Here is a 20,054-nt window from a genome sequence, read left to right as displayed (position 1 = left end):
TCCCCTTGCTTCGACCGCGCCAGTTCTCGATGGTGGTCACACCGCCCGTGCCGGCGGTGGGTGCCACGTGTCCGTGGCCCTCTCGTCGTCCTGAGGAGTGACATGTCACCGCAAACCCTGCGCATCGTGATGAACGGCGTCACCGGACGCATGGGCTACCGACAGCACCTGGTCCGCTCGATCCTCGCGATCCGTGATGCGGGCGGCGTCGACCTCGGAGACGGTCGACGCGTGCAGGTCGAGCCCGTGCTGGTCGGGCGCAACGAGGACAAGCTCGCTGCGATTGCCAAGGAGCACCAGGTCAACGAGTGGACGACCGACCTGACCAAGGCACTCGCCTCCTCGCCGGACATCTACTTCGACGCGCAGGTCACCTCGCAGCGCTACACCGCGATCAAGCAGGCGATCGCCGCCGGCATCCACGTCTACACGGAGAAGCCGACCGCCGAGACCCTTGACGAAGGCATCGAGCTCTCTCGCCTCGCGCGCGACGCAGGGGTTCAGGTCGGTGTCGTGCACGACAAGCTCTACCTGCCTGGACTCGTCAAGCTCAAGCGTCTCGTCGACTCCGGGTTCTTCGGCGAGATCCTTTCGGTACGAGGCGAGTTCGGCTACTGGGTCTTTGAGGGAGACTGGCAGCAGGCGCAGCGTCCGAGCTGGAACTACCGCGCCGAGGACGGCGGCGGCATCGTGGTCGACATGTTCTGCCACTGGTCGTACGTCCTGGAGAACATCCTCGGCCGCGTGACCGGCGTGACGGCAAAGGCTGTCACCCACATCCCGGAGCGCGCGGACGAGCAGGGCCGGACGTACAAGGCAACGGCCGACGACGCGGCGTACGCGATCTTCGAGCTGGAGGGCGGCGTGATCGCCCAGGTGAACTCCTCGTGGGCTGTGCGGGTCTTCCGCGACGAGCTGGTGGAGTTCCAGGTCGACGGCACCCACGGCAGCGCGGTCGCCGGCTTGCGCAACTGCGTGACTCAGCACCGCGCGAATACGCCCAAGCCCGTGTGGAACCCGGACCTTCCTGTCACGGAGCCGTTCCGCGACCAGTGGTCGGCTGTCCCCGACAACGCCGACCTGGACAACGGGTTCAAGGCGCAGTGGGAGCAGTTCATCAAGTCCGTGCTCGGCGAGGGCGATCACCCGTACGACCTGCTCGCCGGCGCACGTGGCATCCAGCTGGCGGAGCTGGGACTGCGCAGCTCGGCCGAGGGCCGTCGTCTTGAGGTCCCGGAGATCGCGCTGTGACCAGCGTCCGACTGCCATCTGCCGACGGCGGATGGAGCACGTACCAACTGCGCGAACCTGCCTCTTGGGCAACGGTTTCCGGGCCACCTGCTGGTCGCCGGGCGTACGCTGCCGCGCACGTCGTCGCAGAACCGCGCCTGGACAACCGCCCGGGCGCTCCCGCCGGCATCGACTGGGACTCCACGCTCGCCTTCCGTCGCCATCTGTGGTCATGGGGGCTCGGTGTGGCTGACGCCATGGACACCGCACAGCGAGGCATGGGTCTGGACTGGGAGTCGACCCAGGAGCTGATCCGGCGAAGCGCGGCCGAGGCACGCTCGGTCGGCGGTCAGATCTCCTGCGGTGCGGGCACCGATCACCTACTGCCATCGGCCAATTCGCTCGACGCGGTCATCGCCGGATACACCGAGCAGCTCGCGGTCGTCGAGGATGCGGGCGCCACGCCGATCCTGATGGCCAGCCGTCATCTGGCTGCCGCGGCCGACGGCCCGCAGGACTACCTCGCGGTCTACGACAAGCTCCTCGGTCAGGTCGCCTCGCCGGTGATCCTGCACTGGCTCGGCCCGATGTTCGATCCCGCCCTGGCCGGCTACTGGGGCCACGAAGACGTTGCAGCAGCAACGGATGTCGTCCTGGAGATCATCGCGGCGCACACCGATCGCATCGACGGGATCAAGGTGTCCTTGCTGGACGCCGCGCACGAGCAGGGCCTGCGTTCGCGCCTGCCGGACGGCGTACGTCTCTACACAGGCGACGACTTCAACTACCCCGAGCTGATCAAGGGCGACGGCACCCATCACAGCGACGCGCTGCTCGGGATCTTCGCTGCCATCGCCCCGGCGGCGGCCACGGCACTGGCCGCACTCGATCAGGGCGATCACGCGGCGTACGACGAGGCCTTTGCGGCGACCGTGCCGCTGGCCCGGCACCTGTTCAGCGAGCCGACCTACTACTACAAGACCGGAATCGCTTTCCTGGCTTGGCTGTCCGGTCATCAGCCCGGGTTCCTCATGGTGGGCGGGCTGCAGTCCGGGCGGAGCCCGATGCACCTGATCGACACGTTCCGGCTCGCCGATGCCGCCGGGCTGCTGCCCGACCCGGATCTGGCCGCGGAGCGGATGGGTCAGTTCCTCGCCGTCAACGGGCTCGTCTGATGCCGGTCGACATCCCGTCCGGCGCGCCGGCCGCCATCGCCACGCCGACCGCAGGCGACATCAGGCTGGCGCGGCTCTCACTCAACCAGTGGACGACCCGGCACTGGTCACTGCCGGACCTGGTCGCCGGCCTCGGGAGAGCTGGGATCGGCCACGTCGGACTCTGGCGAGAACCCGTGCAGGCGTACGGCATCGCGGAGTCCGCGGCCCTCGTGCAGCGCGCCGGGTTGCACGTCTCGTCCCTGTGCCGCGGCGGCTTCCTCACCGGTGACGACTCAGTGCAGGCGCATGCCGACAACGTCGCAGCCATCGAGGAGGCCGCCGAGCTCGAGGCGGACTGCCTCGTCCTCGTGGTCGGCGGCATGGACCGCGCCGACCAGCCTCGACTCGACGTCGCTGAGGCGCGTAAGAGAGTCGCCGACCGCCTGGCCGAGCTGGTCCCCGTCGCGCACCGCCACGGCGTACGTCTCGCGCTCGAGCCGCTGCACCCGATGTACTGCGCCGACCGCGCAGTGCTCTCCACTCTCGGCCAGGCGATCGACCTCGCTGAGCCCTTCCCGTCGGAGGACGTCGGCGTCGTGGTCGACACGTTCCACGTCTGGTGGGACCCGGATCTCGAGCGGCAGATCCGTCGCGCCGGCGACCGGATCGCGTCCTACCAGCTGGCCGAGTGGGTGCTCCCGTTGCAGCAGGACGTGCTGCTCAGCCGCGGCATGATGGGCGACGGCTACGCCGACTTCGCGTCGATCACACGCTGGGTCTCCGACGCGGGCTACGACGGTCCCGTCGAGGTCGAGATCTTCAATGAGGCCGTCTGGCAGGCGGATCCGGTCGAGGTCGTCGAGACTGTCGCACGTCGCTACGTGCAGCACGTCCAGCCCTCCCTGAGCTGACCCGGAGGTCAGAAGTGCTACTGCCACCGCTCGACCTCGCAGTCAGCCCGCGGACCGGCTACACCCGAGCACACTGGCTCGCGGCCGCCGACGGACTGCTCGCACCAGCGCAGCCGTTCGCGAGCCCAGGACACGCGCTGATCTCGCTGCCCGGCCGACCATCCCAGTCCGGACCGAGGTCCGACGGACTGGAGGGCTTCGCGCGTACGTTCCTCCTCCTCTCCCTGAGGGTGCGCGGCGCGGACGGTGAGGATCCGGCGGGACTGCTTCAGGCGTACGCCGACGGCCTGGCTCACGGGGTCGACGCGGCGCACCCGGAGGCGTGGCCCCGGATCGACGCCGACTGCCGGCAGACGATCGTCGAGGCCTGCTCGATCGTCCTCGGGCTCCAGCTGACCCGGCCGTGGCTCTGGGACGGGCTCTCGAGCCGCACCCAGGAGCAGGCGGTGGCCTGGCTGACGGGAGCGAGCGGGCTGGAGATCCCGGACAACAACTGGCACCTCTTCCGGGTGGCCGTCGATCGGTTCCTGCGCAGCGTTGGCGCGCCTCTGGGCGCCGCCGAGATCGAGCGCGATGTCGCACGGATCGAGGAGTTCTACGTCGGAGACGGCTGGTTCCGCGACGGGGGTGACGCGCAGACCAGTGATCGTTTCGACCACTACTGCGGCTGGGCGATGCACACCTACCCGGCGTTGCTGGACCACCTGTTCGGCGACATCGGCCAGTTCCCCGAGACGCGTCCGCGACTTCGCCGGTTCCTGGAGGACTACGTCCATCTGGTCGGCGCTGACGGCGCACCTATGCACCAGGGGCGTTCGCTGATCTACCGATTCGCGGCCGCTGCCGCTCCGTGGACGGGTGCGCTGGTCGGGGCAACGCCGCTGGAGCCCGGGCTGACCCGTCGACTGGCGAGCGGCATGCTGCGGCACTTCGTCGACCGCGGCTTCACCACGCCCGACGGAGTGCCGAGTCTTGGCTGGTACCAACCGTTCTCGCCCATGGTTCAGAGCTACTCTGCCCCCGCCTCGCCCTACTGGCTGGCCAAGGGGTTCATCGGTCTGCTGCTGCCCGCGGACCACCCGTGCTGGGTCGACCGCGAGGCTGATCTGCCCGTCGAGCGCGCCGACCAGCAGGCGTCCTTCGCTGCTCCTGGCTTCACGATCAGCGCGACCCGCAGCGACGGCGTGGTCCGATTGAGCAACCACGGCAGCGACAACCATGCGACCTTGTCCAGCCTCGACGACCCGCACTACTCCCGCCTGGCCTACTCGTCAGCGACTGCCCCGATGCTCGGCGTGCACGACTCGATGTCGTTGGCGGACAACCACATTGGGCTCATCGACTCAGCGGGCGCACTCTCTCGACGGAGCCGCATCCATCGCACATCCGTGTCGGGTTCGTTCGCGGCGTCCTGGCACGAGCCGATGTGGCCGGACGGCTCGACCGGACCGGGGCGGATCGACACGGTGGTGGTCTCGGCCGGCCCCTGGGAGCTGCGTTGTCACCGGATCGAGGCACCCGCCGAGCTGGACGTCTTCGAGAGTGGTTGGCAGCTCGCGTCCGACGACCCTCCACCAAAGATCGATGACGCGGTCGTACGAGCTGCAGGGCTGACCAGCGCCCTCCTCCCGCTGGCCGGGCACGACGGCTCGGCCCAGGTCGTACAGACCGAGTCGACGAGCGCGTTCGGCAGGTATGCCGCGACCCCGCTCATCCGGTCGGTCCGCGGTGCCCCTGTCACCTACAGCGCAGCTCTGGTCGGGCTCGGCGCCGATCTCGACCGCGGCAAAGCCGCCGCGGAGGTCGTTGACGGCAGGATCGAGGCGACCCTGCCGGACGGCAGACCCGTCCGGGTGGAGTTCAAGCACCAGGATGTGCTCCTGTGATCATCGTCGCCCCGGACTCGTTCAAAGGATCGCTGTCGGCACCCGCAGCTGCGGCGGCGATCGCACGCGGCATCCGTCAGGCAAGTCCGGATGTCGAGGTGCTCGAGATGCCCGTCTCCGACGGCGGCGACTCGTTGCTGGAAGTCCTGGAGCCAGCGGGCTTCCGACCGGTGACCATAGAGACTTCCGGCCCCATCGGCGCTCCCCTGGACACGTCGTACGCCGTCCGCGGCGACACTGCGGTCGTCGAGCTGGCCGCGGCGAGCGGACTCAACCAACTCCCTGCCGGGCACCTCGCACCGTTGGACGCGACGTCGTACGGCACGGGTGTGCTGATGCGCGACGCGATCGAGCGCGGCGCACGCCGCATCGTGCTCGGCCTGGGTGGCTCCGCCTGTACGGACGGCGGCGCCGGTCTGCTCGAAGGCTTGGGAGCCGAGCTCCGTGACCTCAACGGGGGGCAACTCGGCCGCGGCGGCGGAGTGCTGCGCGTACTCAGTTCGGTGGACCTCCGACCGTGCCTCCGCTTGTGCGACGGCGTCGAGGTCGTCCTCGCCTGCGACGTCGACAACCCATTGTTCGGACCAACAGGCGCAGCAACGGTGTTCGGCCCGCAGAAGGGCGCCAGCCGCGACGACATCAGGGCGCTCGAGGCCGGCCTTCACCAGTGGGTCGAGTGCTGCGAGACCGCACACCCCGTCGCTGGGGCCCTGGCCGAGCGACCGGGAGCGGGCGCGGCGGGTGGGACCGCGTTCGGAGCGCTCGCCGGATGCGGCGCCACGATCGCCCGAGGCATCGACCTGGTGCTGGAGCTCCTCGACTTCGACCGCGCGCTCGAAACGGCTTCGCTCGTGGTGACCGGCGAGGGGCGGCTGGACACCCAGTCGTTGCGCGGCAAGGCGCCGGCCGGCGTGGCTGCACACGCCCGTGCCGCCGGCGTACCCGTCGTGGCGGTCGCCGGCCGCGTCGATCTGCGCCAGACCGAAGCACGCACGCTGGGTCTCGCGGCGACGTACGCCCTCACGGACCTGTGTGCCGATCAGCAGCAGGCGATGTCGGACGCGGCCGACCTGCTCACCCAGGTCGGCGCGCGGATCGGCCGCGAATCAGGCTCGTACAGCTAGCTGCTGGCTTGCCCGTCACACTTCTGCCGTGCGCTCCGTCAGGGAGATATCAAGCCACTGACTCACGGAGGAGCAGCACGATGGAACAGCGTATGAAGAACCCGGCCGCCTACATCGAGGGCTCGGTCGAGGCCCTGCAGTCGATCGCAGCCATGCCCCACGGGCACGGCGTACCCGACGCGACTCTCGAGCTGGTGCACCTGCGCGCCAGCCAGATCAACGGGTGCGCGTGGTGCCTCGAGTATGGGCACCGGCTGGCGAAGAAGGCGGGCGAGACCGACGAGCGCCTCTCAACGGTCGCGGCCTGGCGCGAGGCACCGTACTTCGACGACGCCGAACGAGCCGCCCTCGCGCTGGCCGAGTCGATCACCCGGATTGCTGACACGAGCGACGCCGTACCGGACCACATCTGGGAGGAAGCGGCCAAGCACTACGACGAGGAAGGACTCGCGGCTCTCGTGATGCACGTCGCGATGACCAACGTCTGGAACCGACTCAACGTCAGCGTCCGCCAGGTCGCCGGCACCTGGGCCTGAGCGCCGCCCACCGCTCGTCGAGTAGGGCGAGCCCCTGGGCGAACTCGTATCGAGACCAGGTGCGCGTCTGCACCTGGCCTCGATACGCCTCCGCTAGCGCTCCGGCTACTCGACCAGCGAGGAAGCGGCGTTGGGGTCAGGCGGCAGCGGATGCTTCTCGACGGCGGCGGAGCGGGCTGAAGCGGTCGGGGGTCAGCATCGGGTCGTGCAGCGTGGGCGCTCCGTCGAGCAGACCGGTCGTCACCATCTGCGCGGTCACGGGCGCCAGCACGAGGCCCCACATCCCGTGCCCGGCGGCGATCGTCAGACCACGCGCTCGACTGCTGCTGCCGATCACCGGCACCCCATCGGGCGCACACGGGCGCTCTCCCGCCCAGACGTCCAGAACCTGACGGACCTGTACGCCGGGGAGCGCCTTGGTCACCACGTCCACCATCGCGTCCGCTCGTCGAGCATCGACCGGACGCCCCTCCGCGCCGAACTCCATCAGGCCGCACACGCGCATGAACCCCGGCATCGGCGACACCACCATCCGCCGCTCCTTGAACCGCACGGGCAGCGTCGGTGCGCCATCAACCTCAAGGTCGATGACATAGCCCCGACCACCACGCAGCGGCACTCGTAGACCGGCTGTCGCCGCGAGCGCCGATGTCTCGAGCCCCGTTGCCAGCACGACGGATTCAGAGCGGAGCACGCCCGCGGAGGTGACCACCCCGCGTACCCGATCGCCGTCCATGAGAACCCGCTCGACCGGCGTACCGAACCGGACCAGGGCGCCCGCCTTCTCGGCCGCGGTCACCATGGACCGCACGTAGGCGCGGCTCTCGACCACGGCCTCGTCAGGCTGGAAGTACGCCGACCGCACCGGGCCCAGCGCGGGCACCAGCTCGCGCGCCTCGGCCTCCGTCAGCCCACCGCTCGGCCCGTCCTCCGACAGGTAGATCTCCAACGCGCCGGTCGTTCGGTAGGTCTCGCTCAGGCCTGCTTCGGCGTACGCCCGGTGCAGGTCCGCGCTGCGGTAGGCCAGCTCCTGCAGCCTGGCGGTGACGACGTCGACCCGCCGCTGACGCGCCGACACGACGAGGCGGGCCAGCCACGGCACCAGTGATGGCTGCGGATTGACCCGGACTGCAGGCGGATTCGTGAACATCTGGTGTGCGCCCTCAGCGACCAGCGAAGGTGTTGCGAGCGGCCCGACGTGCGAGGGCGCGATGACCCCGGCGTTGGCGTAGGAGCACCCGCCGCCCACGTCTGACGCAGCGTCGAGCAAGGCGACGGACGCGCCGGCGCGCGCCAGCTCGTACGCCGTGGTCGCTCCGACCACTCCGGCACCGACCACGATTACGTCATATGTATCCAGCACGGCTGGCGACGTTACGAGCCGCCGCGGCCGGCCGCCTCATCCCTCAGGGAGGATCTCCCTACCGGCACAATGGCTCTCGTGCCTGGAGACGCGTACCGGATCATGCTGGTGGAGGACCACCCGATGATCCTGTTCGGGCTGGCTCACCTGCTGCAGGCAGAGCCGGACCTCGACGTCGTCGGGCAGGCCACGACGGCTGACGTCGCGCGGCGCCTGGTGCAGACGACCGACCCCGACCTGATCGTGCTGCCTGTACGACTCGGCGACCGCGTCGCCGGCATCGAGCTGTGCCGCCACCTCAAGTCGAGTACGACTGCGAAGGCCCTGGTCTACACCTCGTTCACCGACCCGGAGGACGTGCAAGCGGCAGTGCTGGCAGGCGCCGACGGTCTCGTGGGCAAGGCAGCCACCCCGGAGGACCTGCTGTCCGCGATCCGCTCCATCCGGCGAGGACAACGCATCTGGCTGCCTGGCCCGCGCGCGGACCAGCGAGCAGGCGCGGCGCTGCTGGACCACCCTCGACTCACTGAGCGCGAGCGCGAGGTGCTGCGGCTGATGCTGGACCGGCTGACCAACCAACAGATCGCCGAGGCGCTGACGGTCGAGATCACGACGGTCAAGTCGCACGTCCGCAGCCTGCTGCGCAAGCTCGGGATGGAGTCACGACGCGACCTGTTCGACGCTCAGCCCTGACGTGTCAGGCCTCGGACGAGGCCGCTTCGGACTCGGCGTGCCGGTCGAGAACCTTCGACCACGCCACCGCCGCCGGCACGGCGATCACCACGCCCAGCACACCCGCCACCGCGATCGTCGACTGCGGCCCGATCTGCTGAGCGAGTACGCCGCCCAACGCGACTCCGACACCCTGCGAGACTCGTAGCCCCGTCCGCGCGACACCGATAGCGCCTCCGCGAATCTCGTTGGGAACCCACGAGTTGAACGTCGCCATCACGGTGATCTGGTACGCCCCAACAGCACCGGAGGCCGCCAGCAGTGCCAGCGCAACCGGCATGCTCGGCTCGATCACGAAACCGACGAGCAGCAGCAGGGAGACGACCGTCAGCGGCCCGGCGAGGCGCCTGCGACGCTCAGCGGCGACGTACCTCGACAGCACGAACGTGCCGACGATGTAGCCGGCCGGGTCCGCCGCGAGCAACCATCCGACCGCCGAGCGGCCGGCGCCCATCTCGTCAGCGAGCGGGGCCACGATGCCTTCGGGTACGACTGCCAGGCCCACCAGCCAGGACAGCGTGAACAGCACGCGCATGTCGTGCCGTCCGAACAACCAGCGCGCCCCGTCCAGCGCACGTCCCGCTCGCCCACCCGCTGCGGGCCGGTCCTTCACCCAGCGGTGGATCACCACGGCCGCGATCGCATAGGTGATGGCGTCGACGGCCAGCGCCCAGGACGTACCGATCAGCGCGACGATCGCGCCTCCGCCGGCGAGGCCGAGCAGCATCATCGTGTTCGTGGTGACACCACGCAGGTCCTGACTACGCAGGTAGAGGTCCTCGTCGTCGACGAACACCTCTCGGGTCAGGGCGTTCTGGGCGGCGAAGAACGGCGACTGCACCAGCTGGGTGAGCACGAGCAGCGCGCACAGCAGCACGAGCGGCGCCGACGTGAACGTCATCAGCCCCGCCAGCACCGCCTGCGTCACGGTGCACACGACCATGAGCTGTTTGCGTGGGTAGCGGTCCGCGAGGTGCGACAGCCCGAGCCCACCGATGAGCGCAGGGAGGAAGGTCAGCGCATAGACGCCGGCCGACCACAGCGCGGAGTGGGTGCGGTCGTAGACCAGGATCGCCATCGCGACCTTCGCCAGCTGGTCACCTGCGACCGACTGGGCCTCGGCCAGCCAGAGCGCGCGGAACTCGGTCACGCGCAGCGATGCGGTCATCGTCGGTCTCGACGCGTCCACCGGCTCCCCCGATCGTCCGTACGCCGATATCCGAGCACACGACGGTCGTCAGGTCACCACCATTCAGCGAGGGCCGAAGGGTGAGCTCAGCCCCACCAGAACGCGGCGGCGATGACGGCGTACAGCCCGACCAGGCAAGCGCCCTCGTACCAGTTCGACTCACCGTCCAGCACGACCACGATCGTGACGATGACCGAGAGGACCAACGCCGCAATCAGCAGCGGCGGCAGGACCAGCGTGAACGCGCCCGCACCGAGCACGGGCGCGATCAGCACCAGGACCGGCGCGAGAACCTGAGCGATCTGGACCGGGCTCTGCAGGATCACCGACAGCGCGTAGTCGGTCTTGTTGCGCGCGGCCAGCTGGATGCCCACGACGTTCTCGACCGCGTTGCCGGCGATCGCGACGATCACCAGACCGGCGAACGCCTCACTGATGTGCAACGTGTGGATCGCCGGCTGGAGCGCTGTGACGAACCAGTCCGACACGAACGCCGCAGCAACGGCCGTGGCGGCCAGCATGCCGATCGCCACTGGGAGCGGCCACGCCGGAGCCTCACCCTCACCCTCCGCATCGGCAGCGCCGGCGGTCTCGCCGCCCGAGGACCCGCCCGACGACCCGCCCGTACGTCGGAGCGCGGCCGGCAGGGAGAGCGCGAACAGCACGAGGAGAGCGACCGCGACCACCCGGGACAGGGCCGTCTCGTGCCCGGCGGCCGGTGTGTGCAGCGCGGCGGTGAGCGCCGGGATGAGCAGTGCCGCCACCGAGAGCAGCAGCATCAGCGCGATCCGCTTGGCGGCGTCGGTGCCGAACTTCTGGGTGCCGTTCTTGAGACCGCCGACAATGAACGCCAGGCCGAGCACCATCAGCACGTTCGCCAGGATCGAGCCGACAATTGCTGCCTGTACGACCTCGGTCAGGCCGGCTCGCAGCGCGAAGATCGCGACGAACAGCTCCGGCAGGTTGCCCAGCGCACTCTGTACGACTCCGGTCGCGCCCGCGCCGAGCTGGTCGCCGAGCGCCTCGACGCTCCGGCCGACCAGGGTCGCCAACAGACCCAGGGCGATCGCCGCGATGACGAACGGCACGACGTCGCCGGGATGGAACGCCTCGACGGTCAGGAAGGTCGCGATCGCGGCCGCCAGGCAGATGCCAATGAGCCGGAAGTCTGAAGCGCTGAATCCGAGGGTCACAGCGAGATCATGCCGTGCGCGGGCCTCGGATGGCGGTAGCGCGGCCGTGCCGATCTACCTCAACGGGAAGTGCACTTCCCAGTGCTTGCCCGTGTCCTGGTAGGTGACGCCGGCGGACGTCTTCCACTGGGGGCGGTCGACGCCCGCGGGGTCCGCACCGTCGTACACGCGGGTGAAGTACTGCACGAGACACGTGTTCTTGGCCAACGTGACCTGGGCGCCCGCCCAGTGCGCGCCGCCGTCGTCGGTGTGCCCAACCTCAGTGCCAGCCGTGATCGTCACGGGGCACCCGCTGGCCCGCCTGAGGCCGATCAGCCCGACGACGGTGGACTGATTGATCTGCTCGAGCGAGGTGCATGACGAGCCGTACCAGTCGTTGCAGCCGCCCGTGGCGCTCCAGGTGACGCCGGCGAGACCGAGCTGATCCATGGCCTGCGTCTGGTCGAGCTTGGGGGTGTGATCGGACTCGCTGGCCTGGGAGAGCGCGCGGCCGGCAAAGCCGACTGCGATCACCACCGCAGCGATGACCAGATAGCCCACGATCCGTGCTCGCACAGTCGCCTCCGGGGCCGACCACCGCGCGCCGGTGGCCGCTTCAGATAACGCTACAGCCGCCCCCACCACCCCTCGCCAGACCCTGTCCGTCCTCCGGACAGAACAGGCAGAAATGACTGGCGCCGCAGCCGATTCAGCGCCGACTACAGCGAGACCGTAGCGAGGTCGTAGCCGGGCAGTAGCGAGCAGGTCCACGGTGAAGCCATCAGCTCGACTTCCCAAGGAGAGAGCCCATGGTCCCCTCGCTCGGCCGCCGCACTTTCATCGCCTCCGGTGCCGCTGTCGGCGCCGCGATGGTCCTCCGCCCCGGTGCCGCCCACGCCGCCCTGCCCGTGGTCAACATGGAGATGGCGCTGCTCGCTGCTCAGCGCGACCCGGTGAAGCCCGATGAGGCGGTCACTCCCGGCGCCGGCCCGAGCGTGACGCTCGTCGAGGACGCGCTGGTCGCCCAGGGTCTCCTGGCCAGCCAGTACGTCGACGGCCACTTCGGCACCGTGACGCGCACGGCGTACATCAAGTGGCAGAAGTCGCTCGGCTACACCGGCCTCGCCGCCAACGGGCTCCCGGGCAAGGCATCGCTGGCCGCCCTTGGTGCACAACGGTTCTCGGTCACCCGCCCGGTCTCCATCGGTGCGCGTACGACGCTGCAGGGCTTCCCGTTCAACACCCGCACCGTGGCCATGCTCAACAAGGCCAAGCAGCTGTCCGGTGCGGCGCTCGTGGTGGAGCAGGGGTCGTACTCACCTGGAGAGGACCCGACCTCCGCTGGCACGCACGACGGTGGCGGCGCGGTCGACATCGACGCCGAGGCACTGACCTCGGGGCAGCGGACGGCGCTCGTCACTGCGCTGCGCCAGGTCGGTTTCGCAGCGTGGCTCCGACTGCCCTCCGAAGGTGACTGGCCGATGCACATCCACGGCATCGCGGTGAACGACACGGACCTGTCGCCTTCTGCGCAGAAGCAGGTCGGCCAGTACTACCTCGGCCTCAACGGCCTGGCCAACAACGGCCCGGACAACGGGCCGAAGGTGACCAAGGTGACGTGGGAGGACTACCTCCGCGCGCACGCCTGATCGATCTTCCTGGGCCGGGTCCCCGTCCGGCCCAGGGGCAACCTGCACCACTTCAATGAGGAGGAAGTCATGCCCAAGGTCAGCAAGCGTCTTGCATCACTCACTCTTGTCGCCGCAACAACCCTCACCGCAGGAGTAGCCGCGTTCGCCGCGTCACCGGCGCACGCAGCAGCTCGCGACGGTGTGTGCGATGCCGGCGAGTTCTGCCTCTACTACAACAGCAACCAGGCCGGGTCGTTGTCCGACTTCACCGGGTCGATCTCCGACTACGGTGCAGCCCAGCCGGGCTGCTACGACTTCAAGAGCACCGGTGCCGGCAAGGGCCTCTGCGTCAAGAACAACGCCGCGTCGGTCTGGAACCGCACGGGCGCTGTCGTCACGGTCTTCTACAAGAGCGGGTACGCCGGCGCCATCGACTCCATCCCTGCCAACAGCAAGGCCAACCTCAAGGCTGAGCTGAAGAACGAGAATGCCGGTCATCGATACGGCAGCGCCAGCCGCACGGCTTTGTCGAACGCGCCGTACAAGGGCGCCGCCGGCCACATCTCGTGCTACTTCGACGGCTACCTCAGCCAGAGCGGCCGTCACGAGGGCATCGACATCGCCCGCGCCGTCGGCGTCCCGGTCTACGCGATGGTGCCCGGCACGGTCACCCGCGTCAGCCAGGGCGCACGCGGCGGCGACGGACTGTCGACGATCGCCATCTACAACGCCTCCTTGGACAAGACCATCGTCTACCTGCACACCGACCCGCTCGCGCTGAGCGTGGGCCAGTCGATCAGTCAGGGTCAGCAGATCGCGGTCGAGGACTGGCGCGGTATCTCCGCCGCGAGCGGCGCACACACCCACGTCGAGATGCGACTGGGCCGTCAGACCGCGGCAGCCGTCAGTGTCGGCGACCCCGACCTGACCAACCAGAACCCGACCGCGTTCTGGGAGTCCCGCGGCTACAACATCTCCGCCGACTGAGCCCCTCCCCCACACTCTGCGGGGTCCGGCCTGTAGGACAGGCCAGGCCGGACCTCGCAGCTCCAATTTCTCGCAGTACCAGTTCGATTCGAACGACGACGTCGCACGCAGTGGCGTACGGCATCGCTTCCTTCCCTCAAGGAGAGCTCCGATGAGATTAAGTTCACTGACTCGCCGTACGACCTTGGCCCTTGCTCCACTCGCGACCCTCGGGATCGTGGGGGCCGGCATCATCGCACCGTCGGCGGCGCAAGCCGCCGGGCGTGACGGAGTCTGCGACAGCGGCGAGTTCTGCTACTACTACAACAGCAATCAGGCCGGCTCGATCTCCGACTTCACCGGCGACATTGCTGACTACGGCGCCACCCAGCCCAGCTGTTACGACTTCAAGGGTGCCGGCGCCGGCAAGGGCCTCTGCGTCAAGAACAACGCGGCCTCGGTCTGGAACAAGTCCAGCAAGCCGGTCACGGTGTACTTCAACAGCGACTACGGCGGCTCCAGCCAGACGATCGCGGCCGGCACCAAGGCCAACCTGAACTCCACCCTGAAGAACAACAACGCCTCTCACCGGTCCTACTCGAACAACCAGCTGGCCGCGTTCAACTTCTTCGTGGGCATCGGCTACACCAAGAAGCAGGCTGCCGGCGTGGTGGGCAACCTGATGCAGGAGTCCGGCACGAGCGTCAACCCGAACGCCAACCAGTCGGGCGGAGCCGGTCGCGGCATCGCCCAGTGGAGCACCGGCGGGCGTTGGGACACCTCCGCCAACGACAACGTCGTCTGGTACGCCAACAAGCTCGGCATGTCGCCCTGGTCACTGACGTTGCAGCTGAAATTCATTCAGTACGAGCTGAATACGTTCAGTACCTACGGCAAGGGTCCGCTCGTGGCGTCCACGACGGTCGACACGGCCGTGGTGGTCTTCCAGGACTACTTCGAGCGATGCGGCACCTGCAACACCGCCGCCCGCAAGACGTACGCCCACCAGGTCTACGACAACTACGCGTAAACCCGTGACGCACAACCCGTGAGATCCCCGGTGGGTCGGCCGCTCCCCAGCGCCGACCCACCGGTCACGCGGTGAGCTGTTGCAGCGCCGAGGCCGAGGCCTCGGCTTCTTCTGTGTGACCGGTCGCGCGCCACAGCTCGGTCGACCGACGTAGGTGCTCCCGGGCCGTGATGACGTCGCCGCGCGCGACCTCGAGCTGGGCCATCGCGTGGTAGCAGCTCGCCTCGTCCGCCCACGTGCCGTTGCGGCGGAAGGTCGCGGCCGCCTGGGAGAGGTCAGCGCACGCCTCCTCCGGGCAGCCGAGCTCAGAGTGGATCTGCGCGCGCCGAGTGAGAGTGAACGCCAGGCAGCGCTCGTCCTGCAGCTCGGCCAGAATCGCGGTCGCGTCGCGGAGCCCCGTCAACGCCTCGGCCGACTCACCGGACCGGTGCTGCAGCTCACTGAGCTCGCGCAGGACAACGGCCTCGCGGTGGACGTCGCTCTCTTCTCTCGCCATTGCCAGCGACTGCCGGAACCACCGGCGCGCATCGGGCAGCCGCCCCTGGGCGACGCGGATCATCCCGGCCGAGCACCGCAGGTGCGCCTCGAACGCCCGGTCGTCCAGATCTTCGACCTGCTCAAGAGCCTGCTTGATCAGGTCGAACGCCGTGCTGAACCGCCCCGTCAGCCGGTGCGAGGAGACCAGGCCGGTCAGCGCCATGGCTTGGCCACGGCGGTGACCGAGTCCGCGGAAGAGTGCCAGGGAGCGCTCGGACAGCTGCGCCGCCTCATCGAGCTCGGAGCGGTAGAGGTGGATCTGCGCCAGGCCGCGCAGCAGCACGGCCTGACCGAGACGGTCCTCGGTGGCCGAATCGAGCGCGGTCTCGTGGTTGCGTCGCCACTCATCCAGCAGCGCTCGGTCGTCGAAGTAGGCCGACATCCCGGCCGCGAGCTCCCAGCACAGCTCGACCAGACCCCAGTCAGCCGCGAGCTGCACCATCGCGAGCAACGTGCCTCGCTCGGCGTCGAGCCAGGAGAACGGATCCGCGACCTGCACCGCCACCACCGGCTCGGGAAGCGGCCGACGAGGGGCGTTGCCCCGAGGCGGGTCGAGCGGGCTCGGCGGCAGCCGCCGTTGCGCCTCTTCGACCAGGTGCAGCCAGGTCGCTACGACACGTTCGACGGCAGCCCGCCGCTCCGAGAGGTCGAGGTCATCGCACGACTCCACGGCGCGTACGCGGAGCAGGTCGTGCAGCCGGTAGCGCGGCTGACCGTGCGCATCGGTCGAGGCGAGCGACACGAGGTTGGCATCGACGAGGGCGTCGAGCATGTCGTCGGCCTCGTCGCGGTCGAGCAGCGGCGCGACGACCCAACCCGGCACGTCACACGGCCCGAGCAGACCCAGCAACCCGAACGCCCGTCGCGCGTCGTCGGGCAGCAACCGCAGCGACAGGTCCACGCTGGATCGCACATCGAGGTCTCCCAGCCGCAGCTCGCTGAGCCGCCGCGACTCGTCCGCGAGCCTCGAGCGCAGCACCGCGAGGGACCAGCCCGGCCGACCGAGCAGCTTGCCGCCGGCGATCCGGATCGACAGCGGCAGGTAGCCGCACGCGCGACTGATGTCGTGCGCGGTCTCCTCCTCCCGAGCCACCCGCTCGGGCCCGACGATCCGGCCGAGGAGCTCGTACGCCGATGTCGCGTCGAGCGGGTCGAGCTGGACGTGGCGCGCTCCCGGGATCCCGGTCAGCAGCCTGCGGCTGGTCACGATCAGTGCGCTGCCACCGTTGGGCGGCAGGAGCGGTCGTACCTGCTCGGCCGAGGCCGCGTCGTCGAGCACGACGAGGATGCGACGTTCGGCCAGGATGGAGCGCAGCAAGGAGGATCGGGACGCGGACTCGTCGGGCAGGGCGCGGCCGATGACGCCGAGTGAGCCGAGGATCTCGGCGAGCAGGGCCGGGGCCCCGCGTGGCGGGTCGGAGGTCCCGGCGAGGTCGAGGTACAGCTGCCCGTCCGGGAAGACATCCGCATCAGCCAGATGTCGCGCGGCCCGCAACGCCAGCGTCGACTTGCCCATACCGGGCGCGCCGTGCACCACCACGACGCTCGGCGGCTGAGCCGGGTCAGAGGCGGTCGTCAGGTCGACGACCGTACGAAACTCCTCGTGCCTCCCTGTGAAATCGGCGACGTCGGCCGGCAGCTGGCAGACCGCCGTGAGCGCGGCGACCCGCACGGGCGAAGCGACGGCATGGTCTTCCACCTCACCCGCGAGGATCTGCTCGTGCAGCTGCTGCACTGAGGCGCACGGCTCGACACCGAGCTCGTCGATCAGCAGCCGCCTCAGACGCTGGTACTCCTGGAGCGCATCCGCCTGCCGACCGCTGCGGTGCAGCGCGAGCATCAGCTGTTGCCACGGCTGCTCGCGCAGCGGATGCGCACCGATGTGGTCGCGGACCTCACCGATCACCTCGGCGTGCCGCCCGGCGTCGATCTCGGCCTCGAAACGGGTCTCCACCAGCGAGATCCGCAGCTCGCGCAGCCGCTCGACACGTGGCTGGACGAGCACACTCGAGTCGACGTCGGCGTACGGCTCTCCGCGCCAGAGTGCGAGCGCTTGGGTCAGCACGGTCGCCGCTTCGTCGGGCGCTCCGGCCTGCAGGAGGCTCGCCCCGTCGGCAAGGCCCGCGCTCGCGGCCTGGGCGTCGACCTCCTCCGGCTCGACTTCCAGCCGATAGCCGGGTGGCGCCGTCACCAGCACCTTGCCGCACGTGTCGTCGAGCAGGCGGCGCAGTCGTAGGACGTAGCCGTGGATCTGCGTCGATGCAGTCTTGGGTGGCGACTGGCCCCACACCTCGTCGATGAGAGTGTCGATCGATACGGAAGCGGGCGCCTGTGCGACCAGCGCGGCCAGGACCGCCCTGCACTTGGCTCCACCGACCCGGTGCCAGTCCCCACCTTCGAGCACTTCGACCGGCCCGAGCACCCTGATCCGCATCACCCTGACTCCGCTCGTGACCCCAGAGCATCGGCCCACGCCGATGAGATGGAACCTAGCCGCCCACGGTGAACGAGCGGCGATCAACGAGCGACGGATTCCCCTGCCCTCGCCCACTACCCCGCCGAAACGGCCACTACCCCTCGTGAAGTGACCGGCTACTTCACGAGGGGTAGTGGATAGATCGGCGGGGTAGTCGTAGCCGACCGGTCAGCCGCCGCTGGTGAAGTAGGTGATGTCCCAGTGGTTGCCCTCGTCGCAGTAGAGGTTGCCCGAGGCCGCCTTCCACTGCGGGTAGCCGTCTCCGCGGAGACCGATGTAAGTGAAGGTGTTCTTGATGTAGCTGCCCACGCACGCGTACTTGGTGATGTCGACCTTGTAGCCGTTCCAGTGGCTGTACGTGCCCGATGCGTGGCCGGTCTCGGTGCCGCCGGTGATGTTGATCGCGCAGCCGCTGGCCCGCTTGAGCGTCTTGACGCCGTCCACCGTGGTCTGGTTGATCTGCTCGTACGACGTGCATGAGGCGTTGTTGCGGTTGGTGCATCCGCCGCTGGAAGAGTGCGTCACCCCGGCTGCAGACAGCAACGAGGCCGCCTGCGCCTGGGTCAGCTTGGTGACTGCGGAGGCGGACGGTGCGAGTCCAAAGACCGCGAGTCCAGCAGCCGTGACGGCTGCACCCATCTGTGCTGCTCGGCGTACGGGAACGCGCATCACATCTCCTGACCTCGGGGAGCACGGTTGCTCGTCGCCCGAGATTAGGACGCCTCGGGTCTGCTGCAGGTAAATGCGCGGCGACCACTGGGCCACCAGTTCAGGTGAGCTGGAGGTACTCGTCCCAGCCGCCGGTCGGTGCCTCATTGAGGTGCTGGAGCTTGTCGAGCACGGCGGGGTCCTGCGCGTCGAGCCAGTCGCAGAGCTGCTTGAACGTGACGAACCGGGTGTCCTCACACTTCGCCATCGTCGCCATCGCCTCGGTCACGGCGTCCATGTAGATGCCACCGTTCCAGTGCTCGAAGTGGTTGCCGATGACCAGCGGAGAACGGTTGCCGTTGTAGGACCGGCGGAAGCCGTCGGCGTACGACTTCACGGTCTGCTTCTTCCACGTCGGCCGCATCGCCGGGTCGCCCTGCGTCACCCTGGACTGGTTGGCCATGAAGTTGTAGTCCATCGAGATCACGCCAGCTCGCGTGCCAGGCAAGGGAATTGGCTGCATCGACAGGTCCCAGACACCCGAGACCTTCGACGGCCAGGAGGCCGGACGAGTGCCGCTCGAGTCGTAGCGCCAGCCCAGCTGACCGGCTGCCTTGCGGAGGTTCTCGAAGCCCTCGAGGCACGGAGCGCGGCCGCCGACGAGCTCCTTGGTGTAGTCGAACGGGAGCGACGGCAGATCGGTGAAGCCGGTGTTGGTGCGCCACTGCGAGACGAACCGGTGGACGTAGTCGATCTCGACCTTCCAGTCCGCGGGCGACCACTGCGAGACGCCGGTCGGGCCACAGAAGTGCCCGTTGAAGTGGGTGCCGATCTCGTGGCCGGCCAACCAGGCCTTGCCGGTCTGCTCGATCGTCGCGTGGATCCAGTCATCCGGGAAGTAGCCGATGTCCGAGGCGCCGACCCGATGCCGTGGCGGGTGGTAGAGCGCCTTCTTCGAGCGCGGCAGGAAGTAGATGCCCGACAGGAAGAACGTCATCGACGCCTTGTACTCACGTGCCACGTCCTGGAAGTGAGAGTTGAGCTTCAGACTCGACTCCCCCGCACCGTCCCACGAGATGACCACGAACTGCGGTGGTTTCTGCCCGGCCTTGAGCCGTGTGGGAGCGGGCGGCTGGTGCGGCTGCGGCCCGGTGTCCGACATCGAGCCGTCGCCGATCGTCTTGCCCGTCGGCGTCGGCGACGGGGTGGGAGAGCTGGGCTTCGTCGTACGCCGACTGGGGCTTGTCGATGCACCTCGCCCTGCCTCGGGCTCGCTCGAGCAGGACGCGAGCACCGCGCCTGCTCCGACCGCTGCTGCGCCCAGCGCAGACCGGCGGCTGACATCCGACATGGCCTTCACCCCAACTGACGACCGTCTGTGGTGCGGTCGTCCTTCGACACCGTCATACGTGCCGTACGACGTTCGGCTCCCCAACCAGGTTGGGGCTAAACGAGAGTCGAGTCGA

17 protein-coding genes are annotated in these 20,054 nt (G+C 68.9%); 10 read left to right on the top strand and 7 right to left on the bottom strand.

Annotated elements, in window-relative coordinates; genetic code table 11:
• Window positions 1-102 precede the first annotated feature (102 nt).
• The 6 genes from VV02_RS06770 to VV02_RS06745 all read left to right on the top strand — a co-directional run bounded on the left by VV02_RS06770 (window position 103) and on the right by VV02_RS06745 (window position 6,844).
• Window positions 103-1,251, top strand: a complete 1,149-nt coding sequence (locus VV02_RS06770; protein ID WP_052590611.1) for a Gfo/Idh/MocA family protein — start codon at window positions 103-105, stop codon at window positions 1,249-1,251.
• Window positions 1,248-2,405: a dihydrodipicolinate synthase family protein gene (locus VV02_RS06765; RefSeq protein WP_052590609.1), complete on the top strand. Its 1,158-nt coding sequence runs from the start codon at window positions 1,248-1,250 to the stop codon at window positions 2,403-2,405. The genes VV02_RS06770 and VV02_RS06765 overlap by 4 nt, the downstream gene beginning before the upstream one ends.
• Entirely contained in the window at window positions 2,405-3,298 is an 894-nt protein-coding gene (locus tag VV02_RS06760) for a sugar phosphate isomerase/epimerase family protein (protein ID WP_052590606.1), read from the top strand. Before VV02_RS06765 ends, VV02_RS06760 begins: the two co-directional genes overlap by 1 nt.
• A gap of 14 nt (window positions 3,299-3,312) precedes the next feature.
• A complete protein-coding gene (locus tag VV02_RS06755) occupies window positions 3,313-5,184 on the top strand; it encodes a DUF2264 domain-containing protein (RefSeq protein ID WP_052590604.1) in 1,872 nt (623 codons plus the stop codon).
• Window positions 5,181-6,308, top strand: a complete 1,128-nt coding sequence (locus tag VV02_RS06750) for a glycerate kinase (RefSeq protein ID WP_218917364.1) — start codon at window positions 5,181-5,183, stop codon at window positions 6,306-6,308. Before VV02_RS06755 ends, VV02_RS06750 begins: the two co-directional genes overlap by 4 nt.
• 80 nt (window positions 6,309-6,388) lie before the next feature.
• Complete coding sequence (locus VV02_RS06745; protein WP_052590603.1) at window positions 6,389-6,844, top strand: carboxymuconolactone decarboxylase family protein; 456 nt, start codon at window positions 6,389-6,391, stop codon at window positions 6,842-6,844.
• A gap of 136 nt (window positions 6,845-6,980) precedes the next feature.
• Here VV02_RS06745 and VV02_RS06740 read toward each other — a convergent pair whose 3' ends face one another.
• A complete protein-coding gene (locus VV02_RS06740) occupies window positions 6,981-8,207 on the bottom strand; it encodes an NAD(P)/FAD-dependent oxidoreductase (RefSeq protein ID WP_083449973.1) in 1,227 nt (408 codons plus the stop codon).
• 78 nt (window positions 8,208-8,285) lie between these two features.
• Between VV02_RS06740 and VV02_RS06735 the strand changes: the two genes are divergently transcribed.
• On the top strand, window positions 8,286-8,900 hold the full coding sequence (locus VV02_RS06735; RefSeq protein ID WP_169787653.1) for a response regulator: 615 nt from the start codon (window positions 8,286-8,288) through the stop codon (window positions 8,898-8,900).
• 4 nt (window positions 8,901-8,904) lie between these two features.
• Here VV02_RS06735 and VV02_RS06730 read toward each other — a convergent pair whose 3' ends face one another.
• The 3 genes from VV02_RS06730 to VV02_RS06720 form a co-directional block, all read right to left on the bottom strand.
• Entirely contained in the window at window positions 8,905-10,107 is a 1,203-nt protein-coding gene (locus tag VV02_RS06730; RefSeq protein ID WP_052596640.1) for an MFS transporter, read from the bottom strand.
• Window positions 10,108-10,214: 107 nt separating this feature from the next.
• A complete protein-coding gene (cax, locus tag VV02_RS06725; RefSeq protein WP_052590592.1) occupies window positions 10,215-11,321 on the bottom strand; it encodes a calcium/proton exchanger in 1,107 nt (368 codons plus the stop codon).
• A 54-nt stretch (window positions 11,322-11,375) separates the two neighbouring features.
• The gene (locus tag VV02_RS06720; protein WP_052590590.1) at window positions 11,376-11,876 is read right to left on the bottom strand and encodes a hypothetical protein; all 501 of its coding nucleotides are present in this window, start codon (window positions 11,874-11,876) and stop codon (window positions 11,376-11,378) included.
• A 233-nt stretch (window positions 11,877-12,109) separates the two neighbouring features.
• Here VV02_RS06720 and VV02_RS06715 point away from each other — a divergent pair, with 233 nt between their 5' ends.
• The 3 genes from VV02_RS06715 to VV02_RS06705 all read left to right on the top strand — a co-directional run bounded on the left by VV02_RS06715 (window position 12,110) and on the right by VV02_RS06705 (window position 14,927).
• Window positions 12,110-12,949 carry a peptidoglycan-binding protein gene (locus tag VV02_RS06715; RefSeq protein ID WP_052590588.1) on the top strand — a complete coding sequence of 280 codons (840 nt, stop codon included), beginning with the start codon at window positions 12,110-12,112 and terminating at the stop codon, window positions 12,947-12,949.
• A gap of 69 nt (window positions 12,950-13,018) precedes the next feature.
• Window positions 13,019-13,918 carry a peptidase inhibitor family I36 protein gene (locus VV02_RS06710; protein WP_052590586.1) on the top strand — a complete coding sequence of 300 codons (900 nt, stop codon included), beginning with the start codon at window positions 13,019-13,021 and terminating at the stop codon, window positions 13,916-13,918.
• A gap of 151 nt (window positions 13,919-14,069) precedes the next feature.
• Window positions 14,070-14,927 (top strand): phage tail tip lysozyme, encoded by an 858-nt coding sequence (locus VV02_RS06705; protein WP_083449972.1) that lies wholly within the window; start codon window positions 14,070-14,072, stop codon window positions 14,925-14,927.
• Window positions 14,928-14,991: 64 nt separating this feature from the next.
• On the opposite strand, the gene VV02_RS06700 is transcribed toward VV02_RS06705, so the two are convergent.
• The 3 genes from VV02_RS06700 to VV02_RS06690 form a co-directional block, all read right to left on the bottom strand.
• Window positions 14,992-17,898, bottom strand: coding sequence for an AfsR/SARP family transcriptional regulator (locus VV02_RS06700; RefSeq protein WP_052590584.1), 2,907 nt, complete (start codon window positions 17,896-17,898; stop codon window positions 14,992-14,994).
• A 210-nt stretch (window positions 17,899-18,108) separates the two neighbouring features.
• On the bottom strand, window positions 18,109-18,609 hold the full coding sequence (locus VV02_RS06695) for a hypothetical protein (protein ID WP_052590582.1): 501 nt from the start codon (window positions 18,607-18,609) through the stop codon (window positions 18,109-18,111).
• A 100-nt stretch (window positions 18,610-18,709) separates the two neighbouring features.
• A complete protein-coding gene (locus VV02_RS06690; protein ID WP_052596635.1) occupies window positions 18,710-19,939 on the bottom strand; it encodes a polysaccharide deacetylase family protein in 1,230 nt (409 codons plus the stop codon).
• Between the last annotated feature and the right edge of the window lie 115 nt (window positions 19,940-20,054).

Origin of the sequence: Luteipulveratus mongoliensis, from assembly GCF_001190945.1 — a bacterium.
GTDB lineage: Bacteria > Actinomycetota > Actinomycetes > Actinomycetales > Dermatophilaceae > Luteipulveratus > Luteipulveratus mongoliensis.
This window is presented reverse-complemented; position numbering and strand designations above follow the sequence as displayed.

Coding starts and splice junctions, on each gene's coding strand:
- VV02_RS06770 (WP_052590611.1), top strand. CDS start 103: ATGTCACCGCAAACCCTGCGCATCGTGATGAACGGCGTCACCGGACGC.
- VV02_RS06760 (WP_052590606.1), top strand. CDS start 2,405: ATGCCGGTCGACATCCCGTCCGGCGCGCCGGCCGCCATCGCCACGCCG.
- VV02_RS06745 (WP_052590603.1), top strand. CDS start 6,389: ATGGAACAGCGTATGAAGAACCCGGCCGCCTACATCGAGGGCTCGGTC.
- VV02_RS06730 (WP_052596640.1), bottom strand. CDS start 10,107: ATGACCGCATCGCTGCGCGTGACCGAGTTCCGCGCGCTCTGGCTGGCC.
- VV02_RS06715 (WP_052590588.1), top strand. CDS start 12,110: ATGGTCCCCTCGCTCGGCCGCCGCACTTTCATCGCCTCCGGTGCCGCT.
- VV02_RS06710 (WP_052590586.1), top strand. CDS start 13,019: ATGCCCAAGGTCAGCAAGCGTCTTGCATCACTCACTCTTGTCGCCGCA.
- VV02_RS06705 (WP_083449972.1), top strand. CDS start 14,070: ATGAGATTAAGTTCACTGACTCGCCGTACGACCTTGGCCCTTGCTCCA.
- VV02_RS06700 (WP_052590584.1), bottom strand. CDS start 17,898: ATGCGGATCAGGGTGCTCGGGCCGGTCGAAGTGCTCGAAGGTGGGGAC.
- VV02_RS06695 (WP_052590582.1), bottom strand. CDS start 18,609: ATGCGCGTTCCCGTACGCCGAGCAGCACAGATGGGTGCAGCCGTCACG.
- VV02_RS06690 (WP_052596635.1), bottom strand. CDS start 19,939: ATGTCGGATGTCAGCCGCCGGTCTGCGCTGGGCGCAGCAGCGGTCGGA.